General features: G+C 71.3%; 26 protein-coding genes and 1 pseudogene. 9 read left to right on the top strand and 18 right to left on the bottom strand.

Annotation, left to right across the window (positions count from 1 at the left end):
- Positions 1–92: 92 nt before the first annotated feature.
- The 4 genes and pseudogenes from NAEX_RS54475 to NAEX_RS12085 all read right to left on the bottom strand — a co-directional run.
- Positions 93–220: pseudogene (locus tag NAEX_RS54475) on the bottom strand (methionine adenosyltransferase); the annotation flags it as partial.
- 257 nt (positions 221–477) lie between these two features.
- Positions 478–1,626, bottom strand: a complete 1,149-nt coding sequence (locus NAEX_RS12095; RefSeq protein WP_096327663.1) for an RNA polymerase sigma factor — start codon at positions 1,624–1,626, stop codon at positions 478–480.
- A 118-nt stretch (positions 1,627–1,744) separates the two neighbouring features.
- Positions 1,745–2,125 (bottom strand): hypothetical protein, encoded by a 381-nt coding sequence (locus NAEX_RS12090; RefSeq protein WP_096327662.1) that lies wholly within the window; start codon positions 2,123–2,125, stop codon positions 1,745–1,747.
- Complete coding sequence (locus NAEX_RS12085; RefSeq protein WP_096327661.1) at positions 2,122–3,012, bottom strand: efflux RND transporter periplasmic adaptor subunit; 891 nt, start codon at positions 3,010–3,012, stop codon at positions 2,122–2,124. The genes NAEX_RS12090 and NAEX_RS12085 overlap by 4 nt, the downstream gene beginning before the upstream one ends.
- Before the next feature lie 216 nt (positions 3,013–3,228).
- Between NAEX_RS12085 and NAEX_RS12080 the strand changes: the two genes are divergently transcribed.
- Positions 3,229–4,062, top strand: a complete 834-nt coding sequence (locus NAEX_RS12080; RefSeq protein ID WP_096327660.1) for a tetratricopeptide repeat protein — start codon at positions 3,229–3,231, stop codon at positions 4,060–4,062.
- Between the two features lie 105 nt (positions 4,063–4,167).
- Here the strand turns inward: NAEX_RS12080 and NAEX_RS12075 are convergent, their stop codons facing one another.
- Positions 4,168–4,404, bottom strand: coding sequence for a hypothetical protein (locus NAEX_RS12075; protein ID WP_096327659.1), 237 nt, complete (start codon positions 4,402–4,404; stop codon positions 4,168–4,170).
- A gap of 953 nt (positions 4,405–5,357) precedes the next feature.
- Here NAEX_RS12075 and NAEX_RS12070 point away from each other — a divergent pair.
- Both NAEX_RS12070 and NAEX_RS12065 read left to right on the top strand, forming a co-directional pair.
- Entirely contained in the window at positions 5,358–5,798 is a 441-nt protein-coding gene (locus NAEX_RS12070; RefSeq protein WP_096327658.1) for a tellurite resistance TerB family protein, read from the top strand.
- A gap of 101 nt (positions 5,799–5,899) precedes the next feature.
- Complete coding sequence (locus NAEX_RS12065) at positions 5,900–7,144, top strand: M48 family metallopeptidase (RefSeq protein WP_096327657.1); 1,245 nt, start codon at positions 5,900–5,902, stop codon at positions 7,142–7,144.
- Between the two features lie 46 nt (positions 7,145–7,190).
- Here NAEX_RS12065 and NAEX_RS50055 read toward each other — a convergent pair whose 3' ends face one another.
- Positions 7,191–8,177 carry a hypothetical protein gene (locus NAEX_RS50055; RefSeq protein ID WP_096327656.1) on the bottom strand — a complete coding sequence of 329 codons (987 nt, stop codon included), beginning with the start codon at positions 8,175–8,177 and terminating at the stop codon, positions 7,191–7,193.
- Between the two features lie 744 nt (positions 8,178–8,921).
- Here NAEX_RS50055 and NAEX_RS12055 point away from each other — a divergent pair.
- Positions 8,922–9,890 carry a sigma-70 family RNA polymerase sigma factor gene (locus tag NAEX_RS12055; protein ID WP_096327655.1) on the top strand — a complete coding sequence of 323 codons (969 nt, stop codon included), beginning with the start codon at positions 8,922–8,924 and terminating at the stop codon, positions 9,888–9,890.
- Between the two features lie 107 nt (positions 9,891–9,997).
- Positions 9,998–10,414 (top strand): VOC family protein, encoded by a 417-nt coding sequence (locus NAEX_RS50050; protein WP_096327654.1) that lies wholly within the window; start codon positions 9,998–10,000, stop codon positions 10,412–10,414.
- 87 nt (positions 10,415–10,501) lie between these two features.
- On the opposite strand, the gene NAEX_RS12045 is transcribed toward NAEX_RS50050, so the two are convergent.
- From NAEX_RS12045 to NAEX_RS12030, 4 genes are all read right to left on the bottom strand, one after another.
- Entirely contained in the window at positions 10,502–11,167 is a 666-nt protein-coding gene (locus tag NAEX_RS12045; RefSeq protein WP_096327653.1) for a hypothetical protein, read from the bottom strand.
- A gap of 539 nt (positions 11,168–11,706) precedes the next feature.
- Positions 11,707–12,138 (bottom strand): acyl-CoA thioesterase, encoded by a 432-nt coding sequence (locus NAEX_RS12040; protein ID WP_096327652.1) that lies wholly within the window; start codon positions 12,136–12,138, stop codon positions 11,707–11,709.
- 147 nt (positions 12,139–12,285) lie between these two features.
- The gene (locus NAEX_RS12035) at positions 12,286–13,443 is read right to left on the bottom strand and encodes a M56 family metallopeptidase (protein ID WP_096327651.1); all 1,158 of its coding nucleotides are present in this window, start codon (positions 13,441–13,443) and stop codon (positions 12,286–12,288) included.
- Entirely contained in the window at positions 13,440–13,826 is a 387-nt protein-coding gene (locus NAEX_RS12030) for a BlaI/MecI/CopY family transcriptional regulator (RefSeq protein ID WP_096327650.1), read from the bottom strand. Before NAEX_RS12030 ends, NAEX_RS12035 begins: the two co-directional genes overlap by 4 nt.
- A gap of 284 nt (positions 13,827–14,110) precedes the next feature.
- On the opposite strand from NAEX_RS12030, the gene NAEX_RS12025 reads away from it, so the two are divergent.
- Positions 14,111–14,668 carry a hypothetical protein gene (locus NAEX_RS12025; protein WP_096327649.1) on the top strand — a complete coding sequence of 186 codons (558 nt, stop codon included), beginning with the start codon at positions 14,111–14,113 and terminating at the stop codon, positions 14,666–14,668.
- Between the two features lie 107 nt (positions 14,669–14,775).
- Here NAEX_RS12025 and NAEX_RS12020 read toward each other — a convergent pair whose 3' ends face one another.
- From NAEX_RS12020 to NAEX_RS12010, 3 genes are read right to left on the bottom strand one after another with little or no spacing between them, the layout of a single operon-like run.
- A complete protein-coding gene (locus tag NAEX_RS12020) occupies positions 14,776–15,435 on the bottom strand; it encodes a CoA transferase subunit B (protein ID WP_096327648.1) in 660 nt (219 codons plus the stop codon).
- Positions 15,436–15,474: 39 nt separating this feature from the next.
- The gene (locus NAEX_RS12015) at positions 15,475–16,296 is read right to left on the bottom strand and encodes a hypothetical protein (protein WP_096327647.1); all 822 of its coding nucleotides are present in this window, start codon (positions 16,294–16,296) and stop codon (positions 15,475–15,477) included.
- A 26-nt stretch (positions 16,297–16,322) separates the two neighbouring features.
- Positions 16,323–17,018: a CoA transferase subunit A gene (locus tag NAEX_RS12010; protein WP_096327646.1), complete on the bottom strand. Its 696-nt coding sequence runs from the start codon at positions 17,016–17,018 to the stop codon at positions 16,323–16,325.
- Positions 17,019–17,224: 206 nt separating this feature from the next.
- Between NAEX_RS12010 and NAEX_RS12005 the strand changes: the two genes are divergently transcribed.
- Positions 17,225–18,169, top strand: coding sequence for a hypothetical protein (locus NAEX_RS12005; protein ID WP_096327645.1), 945 nt, complete (start codon positions 17,225–17,227; stop codon positions 18,167–18,169).
- A 24-nt stretch (positions 18,170–18,193) separates the two neighbouring features.
- Here the strand turns inward: NAEX_RS12005 and NAEX_RS12000 are convergent, their stop codons facing one another.
- The 3 genes from NAEX_RS12000 to NAEX_RS11990 all read right to left on the bottom strand — a co-directional run bounded on the left by NAEX_RS12000 (position 18,194) and on the right by NAEX_RS11990 (position 19,943).
- The gene (locus NAEX_RS12000; protein ID WP_096327644.1) at positions 18,194–18,529 is read right to left on the bottom strand and encodes a hypothetical protein; all 336 of its coding nucleotides are present in this window, start codon (positions 18,527–18,529) and stop codon (positions 18,194–18,196) included.
- Between the two features lie 158 nt (positions 18,530–18,687).
- On the bottom strand, positions 18,688–19,395 hold the full coding sequence (locus tag NAEX_RS11995; RefSeq protein WP_096327643.1) for a hypothetical protein: 708 nt from the start codon (positions 19,393–19,395) through the stop codon (positions 18,688–18,690).
- A 143-nt stretch (positions 19,396–19,538) separates the two neighbouring features.
- The gene (locus tag NAEX_RS11990; RefSeq protein WP_143141365.1) at positions 19,539–19,943 is read right to left on the bottom strand and encodes a hypothetical protein; all 405 of its coding nucleotides are present in this window, start codon (positions 19,941–19,943) and stop codon (positions 19,539–19,541) included.
- A gap of 196 nt (positions 19,944–20,139) precedes the next feature.
- On the opposite strand from NAEX_RS11990, the gene NAEX_RS11985 reads away from it, so the two are divergent.
- The gene (locus tag NAEX_RS11985) at positions 20,140–21,051 is read left to right on the top strand and encodes a trypsin-like serine peptidase (protein ID WP_096327641.1); all 912 of its coding nucleotides are present in this window, start codon (positions 20,140–20,142) and stop codon (positions 21,049–21,051) included.
- Between the two features lie 4 nt (positions 21,052–21,055).
- On the opposite strand, the gene NAEX_RS11980 is transcribed toward NAEX_RS11985, so the two are convergent.
- On the bottom strand, positions 21,056–21,673 hold the full coding sequence (locus NAEX_RS11980; protein ID WP_245913685.1) for an RNA polymerase sigma factor: 618 nt from the start codon (positions 21,671–21,673) through the stop codon (positions 21,056–21,058).
- A 127-nt stretch (positions 21,674–21,800) separates the two neighbouring features.
- Here NAEX_RS11980 and NAEX_RS11975 point away from each other — a divergent pair, with 127 nt between their 5' ends.
- Positions 21,801–24,554 (top strand): serine/threonine-protein kinase, encoded by a 2,754-nt coding sequence (locus NAEX_RS11975; protein WP_170135658.1) that lies wholly within the window; start codon positions 21,801–21,803, stop codon positions 24,552–24,554.
- A 78-nt stretch (positions 24,555–24,632) separates the two neighbouring features.
- Here the strand turns inward: NAEX_RS11975 and NAEX_RS11970 are convergent, their stop codons facing one another.
- Entirely contained in the window at positions 24,633–25,925 is a 1,293-nt protein-coding gene (locus NAEX_RS11970) for a hypothetical protein (protein WP_096327639.1), read from the bottom strand.
- Positions 25,926–26,145 lie beyond the last annotated feature (220 nt).

Here is a 26,145-nt window from a genome sequence, read left to right as displayed (position 1 = left end):
CGCTCGCACGCTCGAGCTCGGCCCTGCGCGTGAGCAGGCGGTTGCGGGCCTCGGCCGAATGGAGCGGCGTCACGGTCCGGTCCTCCAGCCCCTCAGCGAGCTGCCTCGCGCAGCGCCTCGGCTCGGTCCGTCCGCTCCCGGGTAAAGCCGGGCTCGGTGCGCCCGAAGTGCCCGTAAGCGGCGGTCTGGCAGTAAATTGGCGCAGCAGGTCGAGCTCGCGGGCATCGCCGCCGCCGCTGAGGCAATGGGTGTGTGCCCGCGCCGAGCAAGGCGTGGCGACGGCGGTGCGGTGGATCGAGCAGATCGTTGGCGCATCGATGCGCCGCGGGTGAATCGCGCCCGCCGGCCTCGACTCCGTGCTCGCCGGTCGGCGCGCAGCGCGATCGTCAACTCCATCTTGACCTTTGCGGGCGAGCAGTTCGAGGTCGATGCGGGAGATGCCGCGTTGTTGGCTTCCATAAGCTGTTCCGATGCACTTCACGCGGCAGCCAATTGCCGCACGAGTCGCTGCCGTGCGCGATTCAGCCGTACCGACACGTTCTGCTCCGAGATGCCGAGCGCCGCGGCGATTTCGGCGCAGGTCTTGCCCTCGAGCCGCAGTACCAGCGTCGACTCCAGGCTTTCAGGCAGCCGCGCGAGCGCTCGCTCGAGCCGGGCGCGATCGTCGATCTCGCTCAGCCACGACTCAATGCACGCGCTCGGATCGTCGAGCTCGCCGACGAGCGGATCGACCTGTGCGCGACCTCGTCGGCGCAGGTAGCGATAGCAGCAGTACCGCGCCACCCGCAGGACGAACGTTTTAAGCGACGACTCGCCGCGAAAGCCCGGCAGCGCCTGCCACGGGGCGAGCGAGATGTCTTGCTCGAGATCTTCCCGCTCGCAGCGGCCGCGGGTGTAGCGACCGGCCATGCGCGAAATGCCGGCGCTGTGGTGCTCGATCAGCTCGGCCCAGCGTCGCCGACGCTCCCGCAATTCGTCGCCGCGCTCGTCCTCCTCCTCCACCCCGCCTGGGGTCGAGCGGACCGTCCCTCCGGGTCCCACGCCGCGGGCGTTGCTGCCGCGGTAGCCGGATAGTCCTCCGGTCAGCCGCCCGTCGATGCTCCACAGCAATCCGGCGAGCGCGCGCATCTGGTCGAGCGGGGCCTGCTCGTTGAGCAACAGCTCGCGGACGGCGTCGGCCTCCACGCCGAGGCCCGCGAGCTGCTCACGCTCGCCCGGCGAGAGTCGCTCGACGCTGCGCAGCCATTCCCAAATTTCGCGCGTCGCTTCGATCTGCGCGCCGAATTTGTCCACGCCGACGAACGAGCTCCAGAAGCTCGGCCCCTCGGCGGCACCGGCCGACGGCCAGGTCGCGGCCAGTTTATGGTGACGATGGAGTTCGTGTGCCAGTTGACGCGTCTGCCGGGCCAGGTCCGCGAGCCCCGGGGACAGGCCGATCAGCTCCAGCGGCCGCTCCGGCACAGCTGCGAGCGAGCGGGTTCCGGCGCGGGCGTCGAACATGCGGACGGCCAGGCGCACTCCGGACACGAGCATCGGCACGGCCCGCAACGTCGGCAGGGCGACCAGACCGATCACCCCGAGGGTGATCATGATCCACAGAACCGAGGTGCCGAGCAGTTCGGTCATGCGCCCTGTCTGGTGCCGAGGCCCGCAGAAACCTTACAGGTGCTCGGCCGGATTTCGCGTGCGGGTTCGCCGCGAGGCTGACGGCGCCCGGCGGAGAGAGGCCCTCGATCGCCGGCGCTCAGCCCGCCCCGGTGCGAGTCTGCTGGAAGCGGAACACCGTGCTGATGATCCAAAGCGGAAACGTGCCCAGCAACGACCAGGCTAGCGGGATCACCATCAGTCCCAGCACGCGGAGGGCCGGCTCCAGAACCTTGTCCGGAGGCACGGTCCGCAGCACCGCGCTGGCCTCGATCGCCGCGAACGCCACCCCGAGCACGCCGAGACCCGAGCAGGCGAGCAGGGCGCGATCGCAGACCAGCAGCCAGGCCGACGCGCGCCCCGCCTCGTGGCCGCGAGTGCGTCCGTGCAAGATTAGCGCGGCCGCAGCCACGCCGAGGCCGAGACTCACGAAGTGGGTGAACGGGACGCCGTTGCCGTAGAAGTCGAAGAAGTCGCTCATGTGTAGCCTCCGCAGTCACTGGTGTCGCGGCGACTGCGAACCTTACACGGGTGACGTCGTCTGCCGAGCTCGGCGGACCATCCGCTCGCCGTCGACGAGCACGCCGATGCCCTCGACGTGCCCTCCACGATGCCCGGGCGGCGGCGAACTCGAGCGAGACCTTCGAGCCCTCGTGGACGAGCTGCCGGGGGTGAGGCCGGTGATCGCGGCGTCGATGCCGACATACACGGGGGCCCGGCGCAGAACACCTCGGCGACCACCCACAGCGCCTCGGGGTTGCCGATCTCGAGCAGCGGGTCGCCGCCGGGCTCGACCTGCGCGCCGACGGTGGTCATGCGGCGGAGGATCGTGCCGGCGATCGGGGCGGTGACGGTGACCATGCCGCCGGAGTTGGGGCCCAGCCTGCTGACGGCCTTCTGCGCGTGGGCCAGCGCGGCCTTCGACTCGGCGAGCCGGTGCTTGGCGGCGATCCGCTCGACCTCGCGGCCGACGCCGGTCCTGGCCATCTCCTCCTGGCGGGTCACGGCGTCGTGGGCGGCGTCGACCTCGATGCGGGCGCGCGCGAGGTCCATCGCGTACTCCGAGGCCTCGGGGCTGGCGATGGTGACGAGCGGCGCGCCGGCCTCGAATTTCTCGCCGGCCTCGACCAGCAGCTTGATGACGCGGCCAGGGGCGGGAGCGCCGACGGTGGAGACGGGCCGTCGCGGAAGGCGACCCGCGCGGGCGCCCGGATCGCCGCGTGCTCGGGCTCGAGGACCGCCTGCTCGATCTTCACGTACGCCTGCGACCGCTCGGGCACCGTGACGTGGCGGATGTCGGGGTCGGCCAGCGGAGCGCCCGGGGTCTGCTCGACGGCCGCGGCGGTGGTCGGAGCGGCCGGCGAACAGGCGAGCAGGAGGAGCGTCGCCAAGGGGAGGGAGGCGTTAACCAGGCGTTTCACGGGGTGGCAGGCTAGGCCGGTGATTTGCCCGCGGCCGATGAAATAGCCGAAATGGATGGCGCGATCTCGGCCTCGTGGCGCGGATGGCGCGGGAGGTGTTGGGTTTCTCTCGCTCGCCGGAGGCGACCGCGGACACGGGGGTCGGGGTAGGCTGCCCTCGTCCATGGGCCGCCTGCTCTCGCATCTGGTCGCCGTGTCGCTGGCGTGCTCGCTGGCGACGCCGGTGCGGGCGTCGGAGCCGGCGACGGTGCCGGGGGGCCCCACGGCGGCGGCCGAGCCCGCGGTCCTCGCGTCGGAGGACCGACCGGCCGAGGTCCCGACGGCGCCGACCGAGACGGCGGCGTACGAGCACGAGGAGGTCCAGCAGGCCTACGCGCGGGCCGAGCAGGCGCTCGCGGCCGGGCAGTTCGACGAGGCGCTGACGGAGCTGAACTTCGTGCTGGCGGCGGCGCCGGGCTGGGCCTCGGCCTACCGCCTGCGGGCGCAGGTCTACGGCCGGCTGTCGGCGGCTCATGCCCCGAGCGCGGCGTTCTTGCGGGCCGAGGCGCAGGACCTGGCGTACGTCGTCGAGCTCGAGCCGACGGTGGAGGACCGCCTGGCGCTGGAGCGGCGGATCGACGCGCTGTACGCCCAGGCCAGCGAGGCCTCCCAGGTCGAGTCGCGGCGCCGACGGCTGCGCGCGCCGGCGATGGTGCTCACCGCGCTCGGCATCGCCGGCGTCGCTGCCGGCGCGCTGCTCATCGGGATCACCCCGTCGGACAAGCCGACCGCGTTCGGCCACCGCGACAACGACATCGGCGGAGCGGTCGCGCTCGGGACCGGCGTGGCGCTGTCGATCACCGCGGCGATCCTCGGCGGCCTGGCGCTGCGCCAGACCCGGCGCGATCAGGCGGTGACCCACTACTACGAGCTGGCGGCGCGGCGCCGCGTCGAGTGGACCGGCGGGCCGCTGCTCACCCGCGCCGGCGGCGGGCTGCAGCTCGGGCTGCGCTTCTGAGCTGTTCCTCGCGACAGGTTTTAAGAGAAATGTCCTCGGGGACATCAAGCGGGTCGCCGGAGACCGGCGACCCCCGTGATGGACCATGGGAGCCGCCCGCGCGCGTCACCGGGGGGCGGGCACGGCGGCCGGCTTGCCGTCGACGGTGAGGCGACCGTACTGATCGGCGAGGGTGTCGCGCTTGGCGCCGAAGATGCCCGCCAGGGTGAAGGACAGCATCCACACGAACAGGCCGGCGAAGACGGCGACCACGACGATCTGGAGGATCCCGGTGGTCGTGGCGATCGGCGGCCTGGACGCTTCGAGTTCCCACTTGTTGTCAGAGATTTCGGCGGTGGACATGGTTCTCACTCCCGGCGAAGGCGAGGGCACCCGAGGTTGCGCGAGCTTCGGGAGGGCACAAGCACGCCGGCAGCGAGCGCTCGTCCGCGGCCGTGAACGACGTTGTGTTTGTCTCCCGTCGGTCCTGCGGTCCTACCGCCGGTCGAGCGCGGCGAGGTTGTGATGCGCGCGACATTTTCATCTCGCGGCGCCGCCCGGCGCGGCTCGTCGCGCGGGCGAGCGCGACCTCGATGCTGTCGACGGCCCGGAGCGGGCTGGGCCGGGGAGCTCGCGTCCTGCTCTCCGCGAGCCTTCGCGACCTGTCCTAAAGGTCATGTAGAGCGGCCGGGGCGGTGGCCGATCCGCCTCGGACCCTTCGCTGGCTTCTGGGACATGTCACGGCGCGGGGCGCCGAGATGTCACGAAGGACAGGTCGTGAAGCGCGGCTGCGTCGGCTCGCGGCGTAGGTCTGTCGTCGGCGACAGGTCCGCGCGGCGCGAGCCGACTCGCGCGGCGTCGGGGTCGCCGCGCCGACCGCGAGGGCGCGTGGAGGGGCGTGTGGGCGGCTCGCCGCTCGGGGGAGGCGCGGCGGCTCGCGGGCTCGTCTGCCTGGGCCGGCGAGGCGGCGCTCGGCTGCGGGCGCTCCTCGGTCCGGCAGCGGGTCGGGCCGCGGACCTTCGTCCGCGGGCGAGATCTGCGCCCCGGCGGAGGGTCGTTGTGTGTGCAGAAGTCGGGCCCAGGTCTCGCCGGTACGCGGTTCTACGGCGGGTCGCTCTGCTCCTCGCGGGCGGCCGTGAGCACGGCTGCCGCGCCAGCCGGGGCCCAGTCACCCGAGGCCTCGCATCGTCCATTTGAACGTTGTTCCAGAGGTTGGCCGGGGGCGGGGCGGCCGCACCGGTTGACCCTTGTACGCGGCGGTCGCCTCGCCGACACTTCCTGCGCCCGCGACTGCGGGATCAAGGAGTGACTATTTCATGGGTCTGCTGTCCAAACTGACCGGCAAAGTGACGCCGCAGAAGAAGCCCACCGACGACGCCCTGCTCCTCCACGGGATGCTGCTGATGTGCGGCGCCGACGGGAGCTTCGACGAGGCCGAGCTGCCCACCGTCGAGAGCTACTTCGCCCAGCTGCCCGAGTTCGAGGGCAAGGATTTCGGCGAGGTGTACCAGGAGGCGGTGAAGATCCTGAAGCGCTTCCCCTCGCTCAAGGACTCGGTCAAGGCGCTCGGCGATCTGTCGTCGCAGCTGGTCAAGAACAAGGCGTACCTGCTGGCGGCCGACATCGCGATGTCGAGCGGCGACGTCGACGAGGCCGAGGACGCGATGCTCGAGGCGATGCAGCGCGTGCTCAACGTCGAGGACAGCCTGGCGACCAAGATCCTCGAGGTGTTGACGCTCAAGTATGCCCGCGCGTGAGAGCGTGAGCGGGTAGCGTGGCGCGCCGACCCGGTGCCGCTCGGCGGTCCGGGGCGGCGCGCGCCGTTCGTGCAGACAGGTGCGACGCGAGAGGTGAAGTGATGCGCATTGATCCGCGGCAGTTCCAGGTCCGGCGCGAGCAGCAGCTGCGCGACGAGGTGATGCAGGACTTTGGGGTGAAGAAGGCCCTGGCCAAGCTCCGCGAGTGGCGCGGCGGCAAGGGCTACGGTTACCGGCGCAACCTGCTGAGCTCGACGCTGCGGCTGACGCGGTCGATGTCGCCGGAGATCGCCGACACCGTGGCGCAGTGCAAGGAGATGCTCGGCTACGACTCGCCGGTCGAGGTCTACGTGACCCCCGAGCACCAGTTCAACGCGACCTGCTACCGCGAGGTCAAGGGCCCGACGATCTTGACGCTGTCGAGCCGGCTGCTCGAGGCGTTCACGCCGGCCGAGCTGCGGTTCGTGATCGGCCACGAGCTCGGGCACGCGGTGTTCGACCACTACGGCCTGCCGATGCCGATCACGGCGACGGTCGAGGAGCTGGGGATCCCGTTCGTCTCGCGGCCGACGTCGCTGCGGCTGTACGCGTGGTGCCGCAGCGCCGAGCTGTCGGCCGACCGCATCGGCCTGCTGTGCGCGGGCGACCCGGAGGCGGCGGCCAGCGGCTTCTTCAAGCTCGCCAGCGGCATGGCCAGCGAGCGGGTGCGGCCCGACCTGGCGACCTTCGCCCGCCAGGTCGAGAGCCTGGCCTCGGCCCCGGAGGCGCGCGAGAAGGAGTACGACGAGGACACCCTCGACTGCTTCAGCACGCACCCGTACAACCCTGTGCGGGTGCGCGCGGTGTGGGCGTTCAGCCGCTCGGAGCCGTACCTCGAGGCGCTCGGCCGCAGCACCGACAGCGCGTGGCAGCTCGAGGACGTCGAGCAGGTGATCGAGCGCGACCTGCAGCTGATGGAGCCGTCGTACCTCGAGGAGAAGAACCAGACGTCGGACACGCTGCGGCGGCTGCTCTACACCGCGGGCCTGGCGGTCGCGGCCGCGTCGGGCGGGGTCGAGCCGGCCGAGCTCGAGGCGCTCGGGCGACTGCTCGGCTCGGACCACGCCGACGAGCCGACCGACATCCCCAAGCTGCTCGGCGACCTCGACGGGCGGATCCAGGCCGCGCTCGAGGTGCCGCTGCGCAACCGCGCCCAGCTCGTGCAGCACCTGACGATCGTCGCCGCCGCCGACGGCTCGGTCAGCGAGGAAGAGCTGCACGTGATGGAGGACATCGCCCGCCGGCTCGAGGTCGGCGCGCAGGTGGTGCATCAGACCATCCGCGGGGCGATGCACCCGATCGATTGACGCGCCAGCGGCTCCGCGGCGCGCCGGCGCGCCGCGGGCCCGTGCCTCACTCGAGGCGGATCGTCACCCAGTCGAAGTGCTGCCACTCCGAGACCGTGAGCTCCTCGTTCTGGCAGTCGGGCCCGTGGATGTGCGAGCGCAGGTTGTGGAACAGGTGCGCCTTGCCGTTGACGTCGAGCTCGAGCTTCTGGCCCTCGGGGACCGAGTGGTTCGGCACCTCGAAGGTGTAGACGTCGGGGTCGGGGGCCGGGCCGCAGCAGCCGTTACAGGCGCCGCAGACGCCGGTCGGATGGAAGCCGAGCTGGAACGGCACCTCGGGTCCGAACATCGACCGGCCGAAGCTGCCCACAAGGACAGGAGCGCCCTGGGTGACGGCGAAGGCGGAGACCGTGCACTTGTCGGCGTCGGGGTGGACGGAGAAGCGGAGCTTGACGCACTGATCGTCGCCCACCGGGGTGGCGGCCAGGGACATCGGGAAGGCGAAGCCGTCGTCGGGGAGGTTGATCGAGGGGCAGTCCTCGTCTTCGTGGATCTTGACGCTGCCGGGGATGACCTCGAGCTTGCCGGCGTACTCCTTCCCCGCCCAGCCCATGCACTCGCCCGTGCTCGGCTGCACGTTCCCGGGCAAGACCTGCAGCGGGAGCTGCGGGCCGATGAAGTCGATGAAGCCGCACGGCACGGGGTCGGTGTCGATGCCGCTCGAGTCGGTGGTGGACGCGGTCATCGGCTGCGGGTCGGTGGTGCTCGTGGTCGCGTCGGTGGTGGTGGTCGAGCCGGCCGACGGGTCGGTGGTGACGTCGCTGTCGCTGACGTTCGCGGTGGTGGCCTGGTCGGTGGTGGCCTGGTCGGTGGTGGCGCTCGTCGATGTCGGGTCGCTGGTCGCGCTGGTCGCCGCGCTCGTCGTGCTCGTCGGTCGGGTCGGGTCGCCGCTCGTGTTGCCGCTCGCGCTGCCGACCTCGGTGTCGGTCACGAAGAAGGCCGGGTTGTCGAGGGTGCAGGCCGAGACACACAGCAGTAAGCCAATCGGACGCATGCGAGCACTCTAGCCGGGCCGCCCCCGGCGGTCAGCCCTGGCCGGTGCAGGCGGCCCCGAAGCGCAGACCTCGGGCCGGCCCCGTGGCCGAGCGCCCCCGCGCGCTGCGCCCGGGGCGCGCCGGCGCGCGAGGGCTGGATGTCTCGAAGGACAGGTCAGCGTCGAGGGCGAGGGGATGTCCCGAGAGACATGTGCGCGGTCGACGAGGCGCCGAGGAGGGGAGGTCGCGGCCCGAGGCGGCTCGGCTGCTCCGAGCCCGCCGTGGTCGAGGGATGGAACGGACAGAGCGGGCTCGGCCGTTCGCGGCGAGCGGTACACCTGTCCGCGACGCCGGCTCGGGCTCGCCCGGCCGCGAGAGCCCCCGCGACGCGGTCGGGGAGCGGAGAGACCGGTGGTGGCGAGTCGTGAAGGCCGCTAGAGCCCTCGCAGACCGGGTCTCGGGGAGCGGTCGGGGATCGGCTCGTGAGGCCGGTCGTGCGAGCTGCGAGCCCATGTCCGCGGCGCTCCTCGGGAGCTCCAGGTCGGGTGCGAGCTGCGGCGCTCCGGCTCCAGCTCGACGGCTCGGCGCCGTCAAGGGCGCTCCGCGGTGCTGGCCGCAGCTCCGCGGACCCGTGAGTCGGGACAGGGACGACCTGGCTCGCGGCGCCCGTCGAGTCGCCCGGCGAAGAGCTACGGCGTTGCAGCGGGGCCGGCGGCTTCTGGGCGCTTTTCCGGGGCCGGCGGGCCTGGTACACCTCGGCGGCGATGAAGGATGTCGCCAGCCCCCGCGCGACGGCGAACGATCTCGAGCAGCACCGCGCCGCGCTCACCGGCCACTGTTACCGCATGCTCGGCTCGGCCGCCGAGGCCGACGACGCCGTGCAAGAGACGCTGGTGCGGGCCTGGCGGGCGCTCGACCGCTTCGAGGGCCGGTCGTCGCTGCGCACCTGGCTGTACCGGATCGCCACGCGCGTGTGCCTCGACGCGCTGAGCCGGCGCTCGCGGCGGGCGCGGCCGATGGAGCTCGGGCCGATGGGCACGGTCGACGACGTGCTGGTGTCGCTGCCCGGCGAGCAGTGGGTCGAGCCGATCCCCGACGCCCAGGCGCTGCCGGCCGACGCCGACCCGTACGAGCGCGCCAGCCTGCGCGAGAGCATCCGCCTGGCCTTCGTGGCGGCGCTGCAGCACCTGCCGCCGAAGCAGCGGGCGGTGCTGCTGCTCACCGAGGTGCTCGGCTGGCCGGCGGCCGAGGTCGCGGGCAGCCTCGAGACGTCGGTGGCGGCGGTGAACAGCGCGCTGCAGCGGGCCCGCGCGACGCTGGCGAGCCGCGGCGTCGGCCCCGGGCGCGCGCCGCTGTCGGCCTCGCAATCGCAGCTGCTCGAGCGGTTCGTCGACGCGTTCGAGCGCTACGACATCGACGCGCTGACGAACCTGCTCCACCAGGACGCGACGCTGTCGATGCCGCCGTACTCGCTGTGGCTGCGCGGGTTGCCGACGATCCGCACCTGGCTGTCGGGGCGCGGCGCCGGCTGCCGGGGGTCGCGGCTCGTCCCCACGGCGGCCTCGGGCTCGCTGGCGTTCGGGCAGTATCGGCCGGATCCCGCGGGCGGCCACAAGGCGTGGGCGCTCATCGTGCTCGAGACGGCCGGCGACCAGATCGTCGGCCTCAATTCGTTCCTCGACACGGCGGCGTTGTTCCCGCGCTTCGGGCTGCCGCCGGCGCTCGAGCCCTGAGCGGACCGCGCCGGAATTTTCGATTTTTTAAACTTTTTTGCGAGCGACCGATGAGTCCACGGAGCGACCGCGGTCTTCTGTCTCAGAACCTTCAAGGAGGAACCACCATGGCAGTCACCCACTCTCGCAAGCTGTTCGTCAACCTGCCCGTCCGCGAGCTCAAGCGCACCGTCGACTTCTTCACCAAGCTCGGGTTTTCCTTCAACCCGCAGTTCACCGACGAGAGGGCGACCTGCATGATCGTCAGCGAAGAGGCCTTCTTCATGCTGATGACCGAGGACCGCTTCAAGGAGTTCACGTCGCGGGAGATCTGCGACACCCGCACGCACCTGGAGGGTCTGTTCGCGCTGTCGGCCAGCAGCCGCGCCGAGGTCGATCACCTGGTGAAGACCGCGATCGAGAACGGCGGGAGCGCGATCGGCGAGCCGAAGGACTACGGGTTCATGTACTACCGCTCGTTCTACGACCTCGACGGGCATCACTGGGAGGTGCTGTTCATGGAGCCGAGCCACGTGCAATCGTGAGCGCGAGCGCGAGCCGGGCGCTCGCGGAGGCGCCCGGCTCGAGCTGCGCCAGCCGATGGCTGCGGCCGGTCGCCTCGCAGCGCCCGATCAGAACCGGATCTCGAGCCCGCCCGGCGCCAGCGACATCTTCCAGCGGCGCAGCGGCTTGCGGTGAGCCCCCCACGCCGTGCCGACGCCCGTGAGCGCGACCACCCCGGCGCCGAGCAGGGCGCCCTCGGCGATGAGGAGGAAGAGGACGGCCATCTCCGCCGAGACCGGAGCGTTGCAGGAGTCCGGTTCGGAGCATTGGCCGGGCTCGTGCGTGGCCGCGAAGATCCCGTAGGTCGCCGGCATGCTCAGCAACATGATGCCGGCGAAGGCGCCGACGCCGATGGTCGCTGCGCGCAATTGTCGATCGCGCTCGATCCACCCCGGATCGAGCCGCGGATCGGTCGGCGGCCAGTCCCGCACCACCGGCGGCGCCTCCCAGCCGCGCACGCGGTACACGGCCCACGCCGTCCCGACGCCGACCAGGGCCGCCAGCGTGAGCCCGCCGATCACCGCGGTGGCGCGCGCGCCGGCGTCGGTCTTCACGGCTGCCCCTTCGGTCATGTACGAGCCGATCAGAAAGCCGCCCGAGGCGAGGAACGCGGCGCCGCTGACCGCCCCGAGGCCGATCGTCGCGCTGCGGAATCGGCGGTCGCGCGTGTTCCACCAGTCGCGCGGATCCTCCGGGTCGACGATCCATTTTGAATCCGGGATCGACCTCGGCAACGGCGAAGGACCCTCCGCCGACCCTCCGTCCAGGGGAGCCGCGAGGGGCGGAGGCAAAGCGGGCCCAGGCGCGAGCTCGGGGGTCGCCGGTCGGGACTCGGCCGCCGCGCCAACGAAGCGGATGAATCCGGGGAAAGCTCGGCCCCGGCCGGCGCGCTGCCCGAAGTCGATGAAGATGCATCTTGGGACAGGTCGCCTGGGCCGCCGGGCGGGGCGGGCGAGTCGCCCGGCGAAATCGTCGCAGCAGAACCATTGCGCGGGTCCGACGCGCCGCCGGGCAGAATCGGTGGAGATGAACTTCGGGACAGGTCCGGCGCGCGCGAGGTCGATCGATAGAAATCTTGGGTCAGGTCCGATCGAGCAGGTACGCCTCTCGCGGGCGTCGACGGCTCCCGGGTCCGCCCGGCGTTCGCGCGGGGCCCCTGGACCGGCGGCGCGGCGAGAGCGAGGGCGAGCACGATCGCCGGGGACTTCACGAGGCCCCAGCGTAGCACGACGTATTCGGCGACACGCCCGCACCCAGGGCACGGGGCCGCGAATCACGGCCGGGAGGCCAGGAGCGCCGCGCGGATCTCGGCGGGCAGCGGGGCCTTCACGCCGGCGTCGTAGTCGAAGCTGACGATGCGACCCTCGCCCTCGGCGGCGATACGGTCGAGGCGCTCGCTGACGACCCGATAGCGCATGGTGAAGCGATCGTCGCCGATGTCCTCGGCCCGGGCGCCGAGGATGACGGTGTCCGGGTAGGTGAGCGGCGCCTTGAACACGCAGGAGGTCGAGGCCAGGATCGGGCCGACGCCGCCGGTGTGGCCGCCCCGGGTCCAGCCGATCGCTTCGAAGAAGGCGATCCGCACCGACTCGAACCAGCGGAAATAGACGACGTTGTTGACGTGCGCGAACATGTCCTGGTCGCCCCACGCGACCGGCCAGCGGCGGACGACGGGGAATTCGGCGAAACGGGCGTCGGCGGTCATCGCCGCGACGATAGCCAAGGCTCGCGCGAATGCCCAGGCGCGCGGCGCCGTGAGCGAGTGGGACGCCTCGACCTCGGCGGCGATCGAGCGAGCCCACCGGTCACTCGCGGGCGACGGCCCAATCCCATCACCGGGGCGCCCGGACGATCAGCAGTCGGTGTCTCTCGGGGACGGCTCCGGCGGAGCGATGAAGGGGATCGGGTAGTCGTCTTCGGCGCCGTTCGGCGGCGGTTTCTCGGCGGGAGGAGCTTTGTCGCCGGCGGACTCGCTCACCGGCGCGACGCTCGCGGCGGGCGGGACGACGGCTTGCTCGACGGCGGAGGGGGCCGGCGCGGGGGCGGCGTCCTCCTCCTCGGTCTCGCAGGCGGCGAGGGTTCCGGCGCCGGCGAGGGCGCCGAGCACGAGGGCGAGGCAGAGGCCGCGCGAGCAGGACGGAATGGGGGCAGTGGGATCGACGAGGCGTTCGACGCGAGACACGAGGGTTCCTCCGGTGGCAGACAGGGCGGGCCGGATCGCCGAGCGATCGGCGGCGAGGCGGGTGAGGGCGTGGACGTAGGGGACGAGCGCGTCGGGGCGGGCGAGCACGGCGGCGTCGCAGCAGCACTCGCGCTCGTGGCGGATCTGGCGCGACAGCCAACGCGCGGCGGGGTGAAAGAACAGCGCGACGTCGACGAGGCTCTGGGCCCAGCCCCAGGCGATGTCGGCGCGGCGGACGTGGGCGAGCTCGTGGACGAGCAGCCACTCGAGGTCGTCGCCGGGCCAGGCGGTGAGGGCCGCGGCCGGCAAGGCGCACAGCGGGCGGCGCCAGCCGAGCACGGTGGGGACGCCGACGTCCGGCGAGATCGCCAGGTCGACCGGGCCGGCGTACGCGAGCTGCTCGCGCGCGCGTGCGAGGAGGCGTTCGGCGTGGGCGGCGGGCAGAGGTCGGGCGCGCTGCCGTAGCCGGCCGAGGTGCGCGGAGGCGACGGCCAGGCCGAGCAGGCCCCAGGCGACGCCCCCGGCCCAGAGGAGGCCGATCCACGGGGTCGCGGGCGCGAGCGAATAGGCCGAAGCGGCCGCGACGGCGCCGGGGTCGACGAGGCCGGGTGAGACCGCGGCGGGATCGGCCGCGAGGCGCGGGTAGAGGGCGCACAGCAGCGCGCCGGGCACGACCGCGAGCAGGGCCGCGAGGGCGACGGCGTAGCGCTCGCGCGACCGCGAGGCGCCGAGGCGCCGCAGGGCGATGGCGGCGACGGCGGCCGCGGCGACGCCGAGCCACGCGGCGTGAAGGACGACGACGCCGAGGAAGGCCAGCGCGGCGGTCATGGTTCGCCCTTTCGTTCGAGCCGCGCCAGCAGCTCGCGCAGCTGCGCCAGCTCGTCGGCGCTGGCCGGCCGCTCCGCGAGCGCGCGCATGACGAGGCGAGAGGTCGAGCCGGCGAAGGCCTTGTCGAGCAGGTCGCGCACGAGCGACCCCTGAGTCTCGGCCTCGGCCTGCGCCGGGGCGTAGATGTGACTGCGCGCGGACTCGTCGCGGGTGACGAGCCCCTTGTCGGTCATGATCTGCAGGAGCTTGAGGACGGTGGTGTAGTTGACGGGCCGCTCGGCCTGCAGCGCCTCGAACACGGTGCGCACGGTGGCCGGCCCGGTCGACCACAGCACCCGCAAGATCGACAGCTCGGCGTCGGTCGGTCGAGGCGGCGGAGACATCGCTCGAGAAGATGTACGATGGCTTTCGTAGTGTCAACGAAAAGTTTCGTACTTCTCCGGCGCGAAAACGCTCTCTGGCTGCAGAGGCTCCCACGGCGGGGTTTAAAGGTCGGGCGCGAGCTGCGCGGGCCGCCGAGCGCCGGCGAGGCTGGTCTGAAGGACAGATCGTGGGGCCAGGTCCTGGTCGCGCGCGCGCCCACGCCCCCACGAAACTCGGCGTCGAGCGAAAATCGGCGAACGGAAGCGGGGCGCCGCGGGCACACACGCCGCATGCTCCCCACCGCTTGACGTATCTCCTGTCCCTGGCGCTCGCGCCGCTCGCCGGCTGCGGGTCGAACGAACACTGCATCGGCGACTGCGAGTCGCAAACCACTTCGTCCGACACGGCCGGGCCCGCGACGAGCACCGAGGGGGGCACGTCGACGACGGCGAACGGCGGGACGACGACGGTCGAGGCGGCCACGGCCGACACGCCGACGACGAGCACCACGGGTGGCACGAGCACCACGGCCGGGGACATCACGACCACCGGGGCCGAGGGGTCCCTATCGTGCCGCGATGGCGCGCAGTGCATGGTTCACTGCCTGATCCAGGTCCCAAACCCGGCCCCACCCGGCTACGACGTGAACGAGTGTCTCTTCACCAACTGCCTCGACGAGCTGTCGCAGGCGGAGATGCTCAAGCTGCAAGACCTGCAGGAGTGCGCCGAGAGCACCTGCGGGTCGATGTTCGACTGCGCGGCCGACGAAGACGACTGCGAGGCGTGCGTATTGCAGATCTTGGGCAGCACGAACCCGCCGCCCGCGGGCGAGTGCGAGGCGCTGGCGAAGGCCTGCCAATGAGCCGGCGCTGACGGCTCGGGCCAACCTCCCCGAGGAAGCGATGCAAAAATGGACATGCCCACAGAGCATGTCCTTCAAGACATGTCGCTTCGAGCATGCCCAAACGTTCAGTTCGCGGCGACCGTGGCGAGCTCGCCCTCGACGTGGACGTCGCAGCCGGTGCGGCTGCGGACCTCGTCGAGCGTGTGGCCCGGGGCGATCTCGGCGAGGACCAGGCCCTTGGGGCCGATCTTGAAGTAGCCGAGGTCGGTGACGACCTCGTGGACGACGCCCTTGCCGGTGAGCGGGAGGGCGCAGGTCTTGACCAGCTTGGGCTCGCCGTCCTTGTTGTTGTGCTCCATGCAGACGATGACGCGGCGGGCGCCGGCGACGAGGTCCATGGCGCCGCCCATGCCCTTGACCTTCTTGCCGGGGATCATCCAGTTGGCGAGGTCGCCGCGCTCGCTGACCTCCATCGCCCCGAGCACGCAGAGGTCGATGTGGCCGCCGCGGATCATGGCGAAGCTGTCGTGGCTGCCGAAGAACGAGGCGCCGGCCTGGAAGGTGATGGTCTGCTTGCCGGCGTTGATCAGGTCGGGGTCGACCTCGTCCTCGCGCGGGAACGGGCCCATGCCCAGAAGGCCGTTCTCGCTGTGGAGCACGACGTCGATCCCGGCCGGGATGTAGTTGGCGACGAGGGTCGGCATGCCGATGCCGAGGTTGACGTAGTAGCCGTCGCGAAGCTCTCGGGCGACGCGCTGGACGATCTGCTCGCGGGACAGTGGCATGGCGTGGTTTCCGGGGTGGAGGGTATCAGCAGGTGGCGATCAGGCGGAGAAGTCGAGGAGCAGCGGCGGCGGGTCGCCGAGCTCGGACAGCGCGAGCCGCGGCAGGCGGGCGGCGAGGGCCTCGTCGGCGGGGTCGGGCCGGGCGGCGGGGTCGGTCGCGCGCGGGGCCTCGGCGGCGACCACCCGCACGGGCGTGGTCCCGCGGTCGAGCCGCGCCCACGCGCGCGCGCCGGCGGCGGTGAGCACCAGCGGGCGCTGCAACCTGTCCACGAGGACATGTGCCGCCGGGGCGTCGCTGGCCTGGCACAGGCGCAGCACCTCGGCGGCGAAGGCGAGGGCGAGGCCGCAGTCGTAGCGGCACGGCTCGAAGGTGACGAGGCGCAGGTGCTGGCGCAGCAGCAGGTTGTTGAGGCGCCAATCGGGCCTGGCGACGAAGGCGTCCCGGGCGGCGACGTAGTCCTCGTGGACGCTGTCGCGGTCGCCCGCGCGCAGCTTGCCGGGGCCGCGGAGGATCCGCGCGGTGAAGGCGTCGACGCAGCAGCGCGGGTAGCCGAGTCGACGGCCGAGCTCGCCGGCGTAGTAGGCCTTGTCGCGCGGCGGCAAGTGCGTGGCGAGCAGCGGGCGCTCGGCGGCGCGGGCGGCGGCGGCGGCCTCCGGGTCGCGGGCGACGTACACCAGGGTGTGCTCGTGGCGGTGGACGCCGACCGGGCCGCGCGCGGTGACGACGGCCGCGCCCATGGCCTGGAAGCGGCCCGCGATCGCGCTGGCCTCGAGCGCGGTCGCGGCGATCCGGATCGCCGGCTTGAGGCCCGCGGCGAGCGCGAGCCACTCGACGTCGATGCGCTGGTGGCCGCCGTGCATCTGTCTGTTCGGACCTGGCGGAAAGGTCAGGCGCTCCGGGTGGTCCGGAACTCGATCGGCTTGGCGTAGCGCTCGCCCCGGATGATGCGCTGGACGTAGATGCCGGGGGTGTGGACGTGGTCGGGGTCGAGCGCGCCGGCCGGCACGAGCTCCTCGACCTCGGCGATCGTGACCTTGGCGGCCGTGGCCATGGCCTGGTTGAAGTTGTTGGCGGTGCGGCGGAACACCAGGTTGCCGTGGGTGTCGCCCTTCCACGCCTTGACGATGGCGAAGTCGGCCTTGAGCGGGGTCTCGAGCACGTACCAGCGGCCGTCGATCTCGCGCACCTCCTTGCCCTCGGCGATCGGGGTGCCGTAGCCGGTCGGCGTGTAGAAGCCGCCGATGCCGGCCCCGCCGGCGCGGATCCGTTCGGCCAGGGTGCCCTGCGGGACCAGCGTGACCTTGAGCTTGCCCGACAGATAGAGCTTCTCGAAGGTCTTGTTCTCGCCGACGTACGAGGCGGTGATGCTGCGGACCTGCCCGGCCTCGAGCAGGATGCCGAGGCCGACGCCGTCGACGCCGCAGTTGTTGCTGATGAGGTCGATGTCGCGGACGCCCTTGCGATGGATCGCCTGGATCAAGTTCTCGGGGTTGCCGCACAGGCCGAAGCCGCCGCTCATGAGGGTGATGCCGTCACGCAGGTCGGCGACGGCCGCGTCGGCGCTGGGGTAGGTCTTGTCCATGGCGCGGCGATTGTCGGGCGGTGTGGGGCCCGAGGCAAGCGCGCCGTCGCCGGCACATGTGAGCCGGCGCAGCGGGCTCCTCACCGGGGGCGCGCCAGAGCCCCGTAACCGCCGGAGAACGGCCGGGACGACCGCGCCGCGCGACCCGCGGGGCGGCTCGCTGCCCCCGCCTGGTGGGCCCGGCGGCCTGTGGTAGAGGAGTGACCATGGCTTCCCATACATGGTTCTCCGGCGCCCTTACGGCGATCTTCCTGCTCTCGCTCCCGGCCTGCGGCGACTCGACGGCGACGACGACCGCGACCACCGTGGCGACCACCGAGTCGTCCGGCCCGAACACCGGGACCGAGACGTCGACCGACACGACGACGACCACCACCACGGCGACGACCGAGGCGGTGACGACGACGGGGCCGACGACGGGTCCGACGACGTCGACGACGTCGGCGCCCGAGACGTCGACCGGGCCGCTGACGACCGGCGAGACCACCGCCGTGTCGGCGACGACGAGCGAGACCGGCGGCGAGACGACCAGCGCGGTGACGACCGAGACCGGCGGCGAGACGACGACCACGACCACCAGCGAGACCACCGACGAGACCACCGGCGAGCCGATGGGCGCGACCTGCGAGCAGGACAGCGACTGCCAGGTCTACACCGACTGCTGCACCTGCGACGTGCTCGCCGCCGGCGAACAGCCGCCCGCCTGCGACATCCTCGAGTGCTTCGTCGACGTGTGCTCGACCTACGACCTCACCCCGCAGCCCCCCGTGTGCCGCTTCGGCCGCTGCACCTTCGCCGAGGTCACCTGCAACCCGACCGCGGTGACCTGCAAGTCGCAGCCGCCCAACTGCCCCCTGGGCACGCTGCCGAGCGTCGCCGGCGACTGCTGGTCCGGCAAGTGTACGCCGGTCGAGGCCTGCAACTGGGCCCCCGACTGCGCGACCTGCAAGACCGACCCCACCGACCCGCTGGTGTGCGTGCTCAAGGGTCAAAAGGGCGCTTACCACGTGTGTGAGCCGAAGCCGGTCGCCTGCGGCGACGCGCCCGAGATCGACTGCACGTGCGGCCAGGAGATCTGCGACGCCTCGCCGCCCCACACCACGTGCAACGATCTGACGCCGGGCATCGAGTGCGCGTGCCCGTTCTGCTGAGGGCGGAGCGCGCCCCTCGCTGCATCACGACTCGCCCGCCGGCGGCGCCTCGCCCGGCGCCGACGCGGGCGGAGCTGCCGGGTTGGCGGGCGGCGGAGGCGAGCCGGGCGGCGCGGCGGGGAAGTGCTCGGTGATGAAGGCGATCGAGCGATCGAGGACGTGGCCCATGGCGAGGCCGGACGCGAGCGCGGAGCTGGCGATGAGCTCGCGGTTGGCGATGTCGAGCTTGCTGGCGACCTGGTAGACGAAGATCGCGCCCAGCGGGGCGAACGCGACGGCGAGGAAGTGGTCGCGGAGATGGTTGATCTCGTTGTCGATCTTGGCCTCGGGGATCTCGTCGAGGAGGAACCGGGTGACCATGATGCCGGCGCCGAGGGGTGGCGAACATGATGACCTATACCGGGGCCCCGAGCGCCCCCAGCACGAGGACGAGGATGACGAGGGGCGGCATGCCGGCCCGCAGCAGCTCGACGAGGCGAGGATGAACGTTCATGGCGTGCCGGGGGGGCGCGAGGCGATCAATCGATCCCGAGCCGTTCCTTCAACGACTGCGGGAGGGTGAGGCGGTGCACCGGCGCGTACGGGTCGCGCGTGGTGCAGAAGTCCCACGTGGTGTTGAAGTAGCCCTTGTCGCTCCTGCTCTTGCCCCACTCCTGGGCGCTGTCGACCTGCTTGGCGGGGTCGCGGAAGTTGAGCGAGCCGTCGGCGTAGATCTTGACCGCGTCCCTGCGGTTCTTGAGGACGCGGGCGATGAGCCGCGCGACGTCGGGCAAGAGGCCGATCACGGCGGACGCGGCGAGGCCCCCGTTGGGCAGCATCCTCACCAGCGGGAGCAGCGCGTCGACGAGCGCCTGGCCCTGCCCCTCGCCCTCGAAGAGGCTGTCCAGCAGCGTGGCGGTGTCGCGGGAGCGGCTGTGGTCGCGGATGAAAAAGGAGGTGAGCGAGACGGACTCGAGGTCCTTGCTGGGGAAGGAGGCCAGCAGCAGGCCGTCGCCGTCGTACTGGTGGATCCGGTCGGGGCGGCCGGCGACGTTCTCGCGCTGGACGCGGAAGGACATCGGGCTGATGTACATCTGGCAGCGACATTCGTCGTCGGCGCCGGCCTTGCCGTCCCGCGGCACGACGCTCGCGCTGGCGAAGGTGGCGACGTATCCGTGCATCACCTCGAGGGTCGCGCGGTCGAACATGATTTCGTTGAGATAGATCTGGAGCGTGTTGTGCGACATGACAATCCTGGAGGCGGCCCGACCGCTCCGTCGACGAGACGGAGTCGGTCGGCCGCGCCGATCCATGAGTGACAGTCGGGCAAGGGGCCGTCACGCGGGGCGTCGATTTTTCGACCGGCGTGCGCCCCACGGTTCGGTGAACGCTATCGGTGCACGCGGACCTTCATCTTCAGGGCGATCGGCGGCTCGAGCTCGCCGAGCGTCCAGCGGTAGGTCTCGGCGCTGGTGAGGGCGGGGACGTCGAACGTGATGGTCGTCGTCCCGTCGCCGCCGGTCGTCCACGAATAGTCGCCCGGGTGGGACGGGTCTTCCCGCGGGCGCGTCATGACCTCCGAGAGCCAGTAGGCGGGATCGTCGGGGGACAGATGGATGGTGACCGTCGCCGCGGTGGTCTCGGTGGCCTCGCAGAGGTAAATGAGCTCGGTCGGGTAGGTCGGGAGGTGGCCGTAGCCGCCGGACGTGAAGTTCAGCGCGAGCGGGGAGCCGCTCGGGGGCTGGTGGGGCAGGTTGGCTCCGGTCGCGTCCTTCAATAGCCAGGTCGTCGCCATGATGTCGTCCTTTCGCTCACGTTTCGCTGCGTTCGGCTCGTCTCGTGGGCGGCGCGCGCCACGAGAGCCGCGGGATAGTGACGCCGGCGCCGCGAACCGTCACGGCGGCGGAAGCGGCCGACCACGCGCGAAGAATTTCGGCGTGCGCGCGTGACGGCCCGGCGAATGGTCGTCACTAACCCGGCCGGAGGGGAGCATGGCGGAAGAGCGATTCGTGGGGGCGAGGTTCTCGCTGGAGAAATTGATGCAGGACTATCGGGGGAAGCCGCTGCCCGAGCTCGAGGCGGAGAGGTTCAAGGACGCGCTCGTCGCCGGCCGGCTGGATCATCGAATGGATCCCAACGTCCACCCGATCGATCCCGAGAACCTGAGCATCCCGACCTTCAACGGTTCGTTCGCCGCGCCGCCGTCGGGCAAGTGGGCCGCGGTGCTGGCGGGCGCGCAGTCGCGCATCGAGCCGGCGATCGCCGGCGTCGGGAGGTTCGAGCTCGCCGGTCCGCCGCACATCGAGAACCTGGGGACGGCGTGGCTGGTGAGACCGGACGTGATCGCCACGGCGAGTCACCTGGGGCATTATTTCCGCGAGCTGCAGACGCTCGGCAAGAGCGAGCTGTTCGTCGATTTCGTGGCGGAGAAGGGGTCGACGCGGTCCCACGAGTTCAAGGTGACGCAGCTGCTCGGCGTGTCCGAAACGCTACACGTCGCGTTCCTGAAGATCGACGTGACGCGCCGCGCGGCGGTGCCCCCCGCGGGGCTCGTGAAATTCGCCGGAGAGCCGCGGAAGGATCAGGCCGTGTGCCTCATCGGGTATCCGGCCGAGCGGACCGCGTTCTACCCGGAAGACTGGGCCGCAAAGATCTTCGGCGAGATCTTCGACGTCAAGCGAGTCGCGCCCGGTCGGCTGCACAAGGTCACTGCCGACGAGCTGTGGCACGATTGTTCGACGCTCGGCGGCAGCTCGGGTTCGCTGCTGGTCGACGCGGGCACCGGCGAGGCGGTCGGTCTCCATTACGGCGGGGTGTGCAGCGGCGATGGCCCGCTCTGTCAGTACAACTTGGCGGCGCCGGCTCCGGCGATCCGGGCGTTCATGGACAGTCTTCACATTTGAGGCCTCAGCGCGAGAGCGCCAGATGATCGCGCAGGCCGGCAGCCCACCGATCCAGGCCCGACAGCGTGCTGTGGAGGTTCTCGTGGTCGGACTCGAGCTGCTGGATGAGCTGCTCGAGCTGCCGCTTGGCCTTTCGCAGCCGGCTGCGCGCCGTGTCTTCGGGGACGTCCAGCAGCACGCCGAGCTCCCCGCCCGTCATCTGCTCCCAATAATACAATTCGAGGATGATCTGGGATGCGAGCGGGAGACGACGCAGGGCGTGGAGGAGGAGCTTCTCCTCCGAGCGCCGCGCCAGCAGAGAGAGCGGGCTGGCGCCGAGCTCGATGGCGGACGTCTGCTCGAGGTCGAGCGGCGCCGTGCCTCGCACCTTGGTCCGCAAGAACTCTCGCAGGATGTTATGGGCGATCCCGAACAGATAGGTGCGAAATGACGAGTCCTCGCGGAACCGTTCCCGGCCCTCGACGCAGGCGACGAAGGTCCGCTGGACCAGGTCCTCGACCCCGAAGTCGACCTTGTTGCGGAAGAAGCGGCGGATGCTGTCGAAGTGGCGCTTGAAGAGGTCGTTGCCGGCGCGACGGTCCCCCGAACGCCAGGCCTGGAGCAGCTCGACGTCGCTCATCATGACTTCACCATATCACGGATCGTCGCGACACGACACGGCGTATACTGCGGCCGGGTTTGCGATGGACAGCGAGCCGACCAGTTCGCGGATGTACAGTCCGCCGACTCGCGACCTCGAGGGCGAGGCGATGAGCCGCAGGATCGCGTGGCGTCTCTTCGGCGAGGCGCCGGAGACCGTCAAGATCGGCCGGTTTCGCGTCGGCGAGACGCTCGGTCACGGTGGTATGGGCGTGGTATATGCGGCGGACGACGAGCAGCTGGATCGCAGGGTCGCGCTCAAGGTGATCCGTCCGGAGGTGGTCGCGGAGGCGCCGGGCGAGCAGGGCCGGCTGCTCCGCGAGGCCCGGGCGCTGGCGAGGCTGTCGCACCCGAACGTGGTCCAGGTCTACGAGGTCGGTGAACACGAGGGAGGCGTCTTCATCGTCATGGAGCTGGTGCCGGGCACGACGCTGGCGCACTGGCTCGCCGGCGCCCCCAGGCCGCTCGAGGACATCCTCCGGCGCTTCGTCGAGGCCGCGCACGGGCTCGAGGCGGCGCATCGGGCCGGGGTCGTGCATCGCGACTTCAAGCCCGCGAACGCGCTGGTCGGCGAGGACGGTCGGGTGCGGCTCGTCGACTTCGGGCTCGCGCGCGGCGATCGGTTCGCCGAGCGCACGAGCACGACGGCCAGCGGAGGCGACGAGTCGCTCTCGCCTGCCGCGGCGACCACGGGCTCGCTGGCCGGGACGCCCGCGTACATGTCGCCCGAGCAGATGGTCGGTTCGGCGTGCGACGCCCGCAGCGACCAGTTCTCGTTCTGCGTCGCTCTGTACGAGGCGATTCACGGCAGCCGTCCGTATACCGTCGAGGAGCTATTCGATTGGGCGCAGATTGGGGGCCGCGCGCCGGCCCTGCCGCACGCGACGAAGATGCCGCGCTGGTTGCGTCGATTGTTGACGCGAGGTCTCGCGCTCCAGCCTGCGGACCGCTACCCGGCGATGGCTCGGCTGATCGCCGAGATCGAGGGCGCGCTCGGGCGGCGGAGGCGGATGCGGATGTTTGCGATCGGGGCACCGGCGATGCTCGCGGCGGCCGCGGCCGGAAATCTACTGAGTCCGGCGGCCGCAGAGCCCGTCGGCTGCCCGACGCCGGAGGCGGCGCTGGTCGGCGTGTGGGACGATACGAGCCGCGCCGCCGTCGAGGCGGCGTTCGCCGCGAGCGCCGCTCCGTTCGCGTCGACCGCCCGCGAGCGGGTCGTCGAGGCGCTCGACGTTTACGCGAACGCGTGGGCGCGGGCCCGTCACGACGCGTGTGAATCGTCGGTGACGCCGGGGGACCGATCGAGGCCGCGGCTCGAGGGGAGGGTCCAATGTCTCGCGGCGGCGCGCGACGCTCTGGTGAATCTGGTCGCGCAACTGTCGGTGAACGATGCCGGGGTCGCAGCGGAGGCCGAGGCGCTGGTGGCCGGGTTGCCGGATCCGCAGCGCTGTCGCCTCACGTGGACGACCACGGCGACGCCCCCCGCCGCGGAGGTGTCCGCGCTCGCTTCACGCGCGAGCGTGCTCGAGGCGACGAAGCAGGGGCGGGAGGCGGTGGCGGCGATCGAGCTCGCGCTCCAGGCGAGCATCCGCGTGGGCGACCGGAGCGCGGAGGCCGATCTGTTGCTGTCGCTGGGGCGCCTGCGGAGCCGCCTCCTGCGCCAGCCGTACCTCGCCCGTCAAGCGCTGCACGCCGCCTACGATCGCGCCGCCAGGGCCGGTCGGTCGGACCTGCTGTGGAAGATCTGGAGCGAGCTGGCGCTGGTGGACGGCTTCGAGCTGGGTGACACGGATGGTGCAGAGGTGTGGCTCGAGCACGCGTACAGCACCGTGGTCGATGCGGCAGATCCAACGGTGAGCGCGACGTTGCAGTCGGTCCGGGCCCAGCTGCTCGACTTGCAGCCCGAGCGCGCGCAGGAGGCGGTGGCGCTCCGCCGGGCGGTGATTCGCGCGCTGAGCGGGCTGCACCCCGCGGACCATCCGCACCTCGTCGTGGCCCGCGAGGCGTTGGCGAGCAGCCTCGGTCGTGCCGGGGCGGCCGAGGAGCGGCTCGTGTTGCGACGGGCGCTGTGCGAGGAGCTCACGATTCGTCATGGTGCCGAGCACCCGTGGGTCGCGCGTTGCGAGCTCGACCTCGGCATCGACGCGGTCGAAGATCAGCGCCATGCAGAGGCGGTCGCCCCGCTCGAGCACGCTCGCGCGATCCTCTCCGCCGCCTATGGGCCGCACAGCGTGCGCGTGGCGACGGCGGAGCTCATGCTGGCCGAGACGGACCGCGCGTCCGGAGCGCTGGAGAGCGCGGAGCGCCGGGCTCGCTGGGCGTTGGCGGTGTACACGAGGGAGCTGCCGCGCGGCCATCCGGATCGCGTGGCGGCGCTGCTGGTGCTCGCGGATGTCCATCTCGCCAGCGGCGATGTCGCGCGAATGCTCGAGATCAACGAGGAGCTGCTGCGGCTTCACGACGAGCAGCGGACGATGGCGAGCGTCGATGTGCCGGGGGTGCTGACGAACATCGGCGAATGCCTGTGCGATCTGGGCCGCTGCCACGAGGCGTTGCCCTACTTCGCGCGGCTGTCGGCCCTCTACGTGGAAGAGCCCCCGGAGGAGGCGGTCTTGCGCGCCTTTCCGGCGCTGGGCATGGGCCGCGTGCACCTGGCCCGCGGGGCGCCGGCGCTGGCCATCCCGTTTCTGGAGGAGGCGCTGTCGATCTTCGCCTCGAACCAACGCACGCGGATCGGTATGGAGGCCGCGTACGCCCAGGCCGCGCGCGGGCTGGCGGAGGCGGTCGAGCAGGTAGGGGGCGAGCCTCGCCGGGTGCGCGAGCTGCGACGATTGGCGGACAAGCTCGTGGCGGAGCCCGGTTAGCCGGCGTCGGGTACGTTAGGGGGTCGGGCGGTGGCCGATCGCAGGTGTTCGCGGACCGCCGCCCGAGGCGGGCCGGTGCTAGGAGGAGCCGCCGCCGGGGGAGCTCGGGAGGACGTGCTTGAGGACGAAGGCGCCGACCGGGCCGAAGTCGTCCCAGTTGCTCTGGGTGGCGCCGCAGCTCGGCATGCTGCTCCAGCCGGGGAGGTTGGCGTTGCCGCCAGGCGGGTCGTAGAGTCGATGGACGCCGCTCGGGAAGTTGGCGTTGGTGTAATAGCAATTGGCGCCGCGCGGATTGCCGAGCGAATCGACGTCCTTGTAGACCGATTCGAGGACGAACTGCCAGCTGCCGAGGATCGGCGGCGGGGGGAGGTAGGCGCTGGTGGTCTGGTCGAACCACGGTGGGTCGTGCCGGAAGTCTTTGAAATAGACGGGCGTGCCGAGCTCGGTCCGCGACTCGCCGTCGTAGAAGGCCCGGTAGGCGTTGGCGAGGGCGGTGTAGTTGTCGAGGCCGTAGCTGCGCTCGCCGGGGGCGTTGGCGTCGACGTACGAGTTGGGGGTGACGGCCAGGAACTCCTGCGGCTTGGAGAAGGCCTGCCCCTGGCAAGCGATCACCGAGGTGGACGGGATCTCGACGTGGAAGGGGCCGAGCCCGAAGCCGTCCTCGAGCCAGGCGGCCTCGTCGTCGAAGACGAGCTCGGCGTACTGCAGGATGAGCGCCTCGCCGCTCTCCTCGTCGGAGACGGGGCAGATCGAGTAGTAGGTGCCGCTCCACGGGTTGGCCCCCGTCGTGGGAGGGACGCTGGCCGGGCTGCCCTCGGACGGGAAGCTGGCCGTCGGCGGTATGGCCTTGGTGGCGATCGTGTACTTCCACGCGTCGAAGGTCGAGGTGGGCGAGCTCTTCGTGACGCCCTTGATCCACATCGGGATGGTCTGCACCGTCACGGGGTCGACCGAGTAATCGGTGATGGTGAGGGCGAAGAAGACCTGCTGCCCCTGATCAATCGCTTCGAGCGTGTTGGTGGCCGAGTCGTAGGCGTACAGCCGGCCCTCGGCGGTCGGCACCAGGAAGTCGAAGGACATCCAGGTGTTGTTGGCGCGCTGGAACATCCCCGAGCTCCAGCGCGAGTAGGTCGAGACGCCCGCGAAGGGCGTGTTCGACGAATGGTTCCTCCTGGTGCGGATGTTGGAGAACGGGTAATTGCCGACGTACGGGGAGTTCGTGGTGCATTCGGGGGGGAGGCACTCGCGGAAGGAGACAGGAGCGTCCGCCCAACCGCCCCCGTCGTCCGCCGCGAGGTCGTCGTCGCAGGCGCCGGCGGTGGCCGCGAGAGAGATGTTCAGGGCAAGGAGGGCCTTGATCGAGGGTCGCATGATGGGTCGTCTCGTCGCTGGAGTTCTGGTTCGGCCCCGGCCCGGATGATCCGGGGCCCCGGTGGTTATGCGGTTTATGTGAGGAGTAAGGATTGGTCCAGAACTAAATTTCTCCCGGAACCAAGTTCTCTCGCACGTAGCGGCTCGCACGCGAGCGAGTGGCGGCGTCGCGCCCGGCCGCCACCCGATGCGTCCGTGTGTGCGAAAAAAGCACAATTGC

It is taken from the genome of Nannocystis exedens (assembly GCF_002343915.1).
GTDB classification, from domain to species: Bacteria; Myxococcota_A; Polyangia; order Nannocystales; family Nannocystaceae; genus Nannocystis; species Nannocystis exedens.
This window is presented reverse-complemented; position numbering and strand designations above follow the sequence as displayed.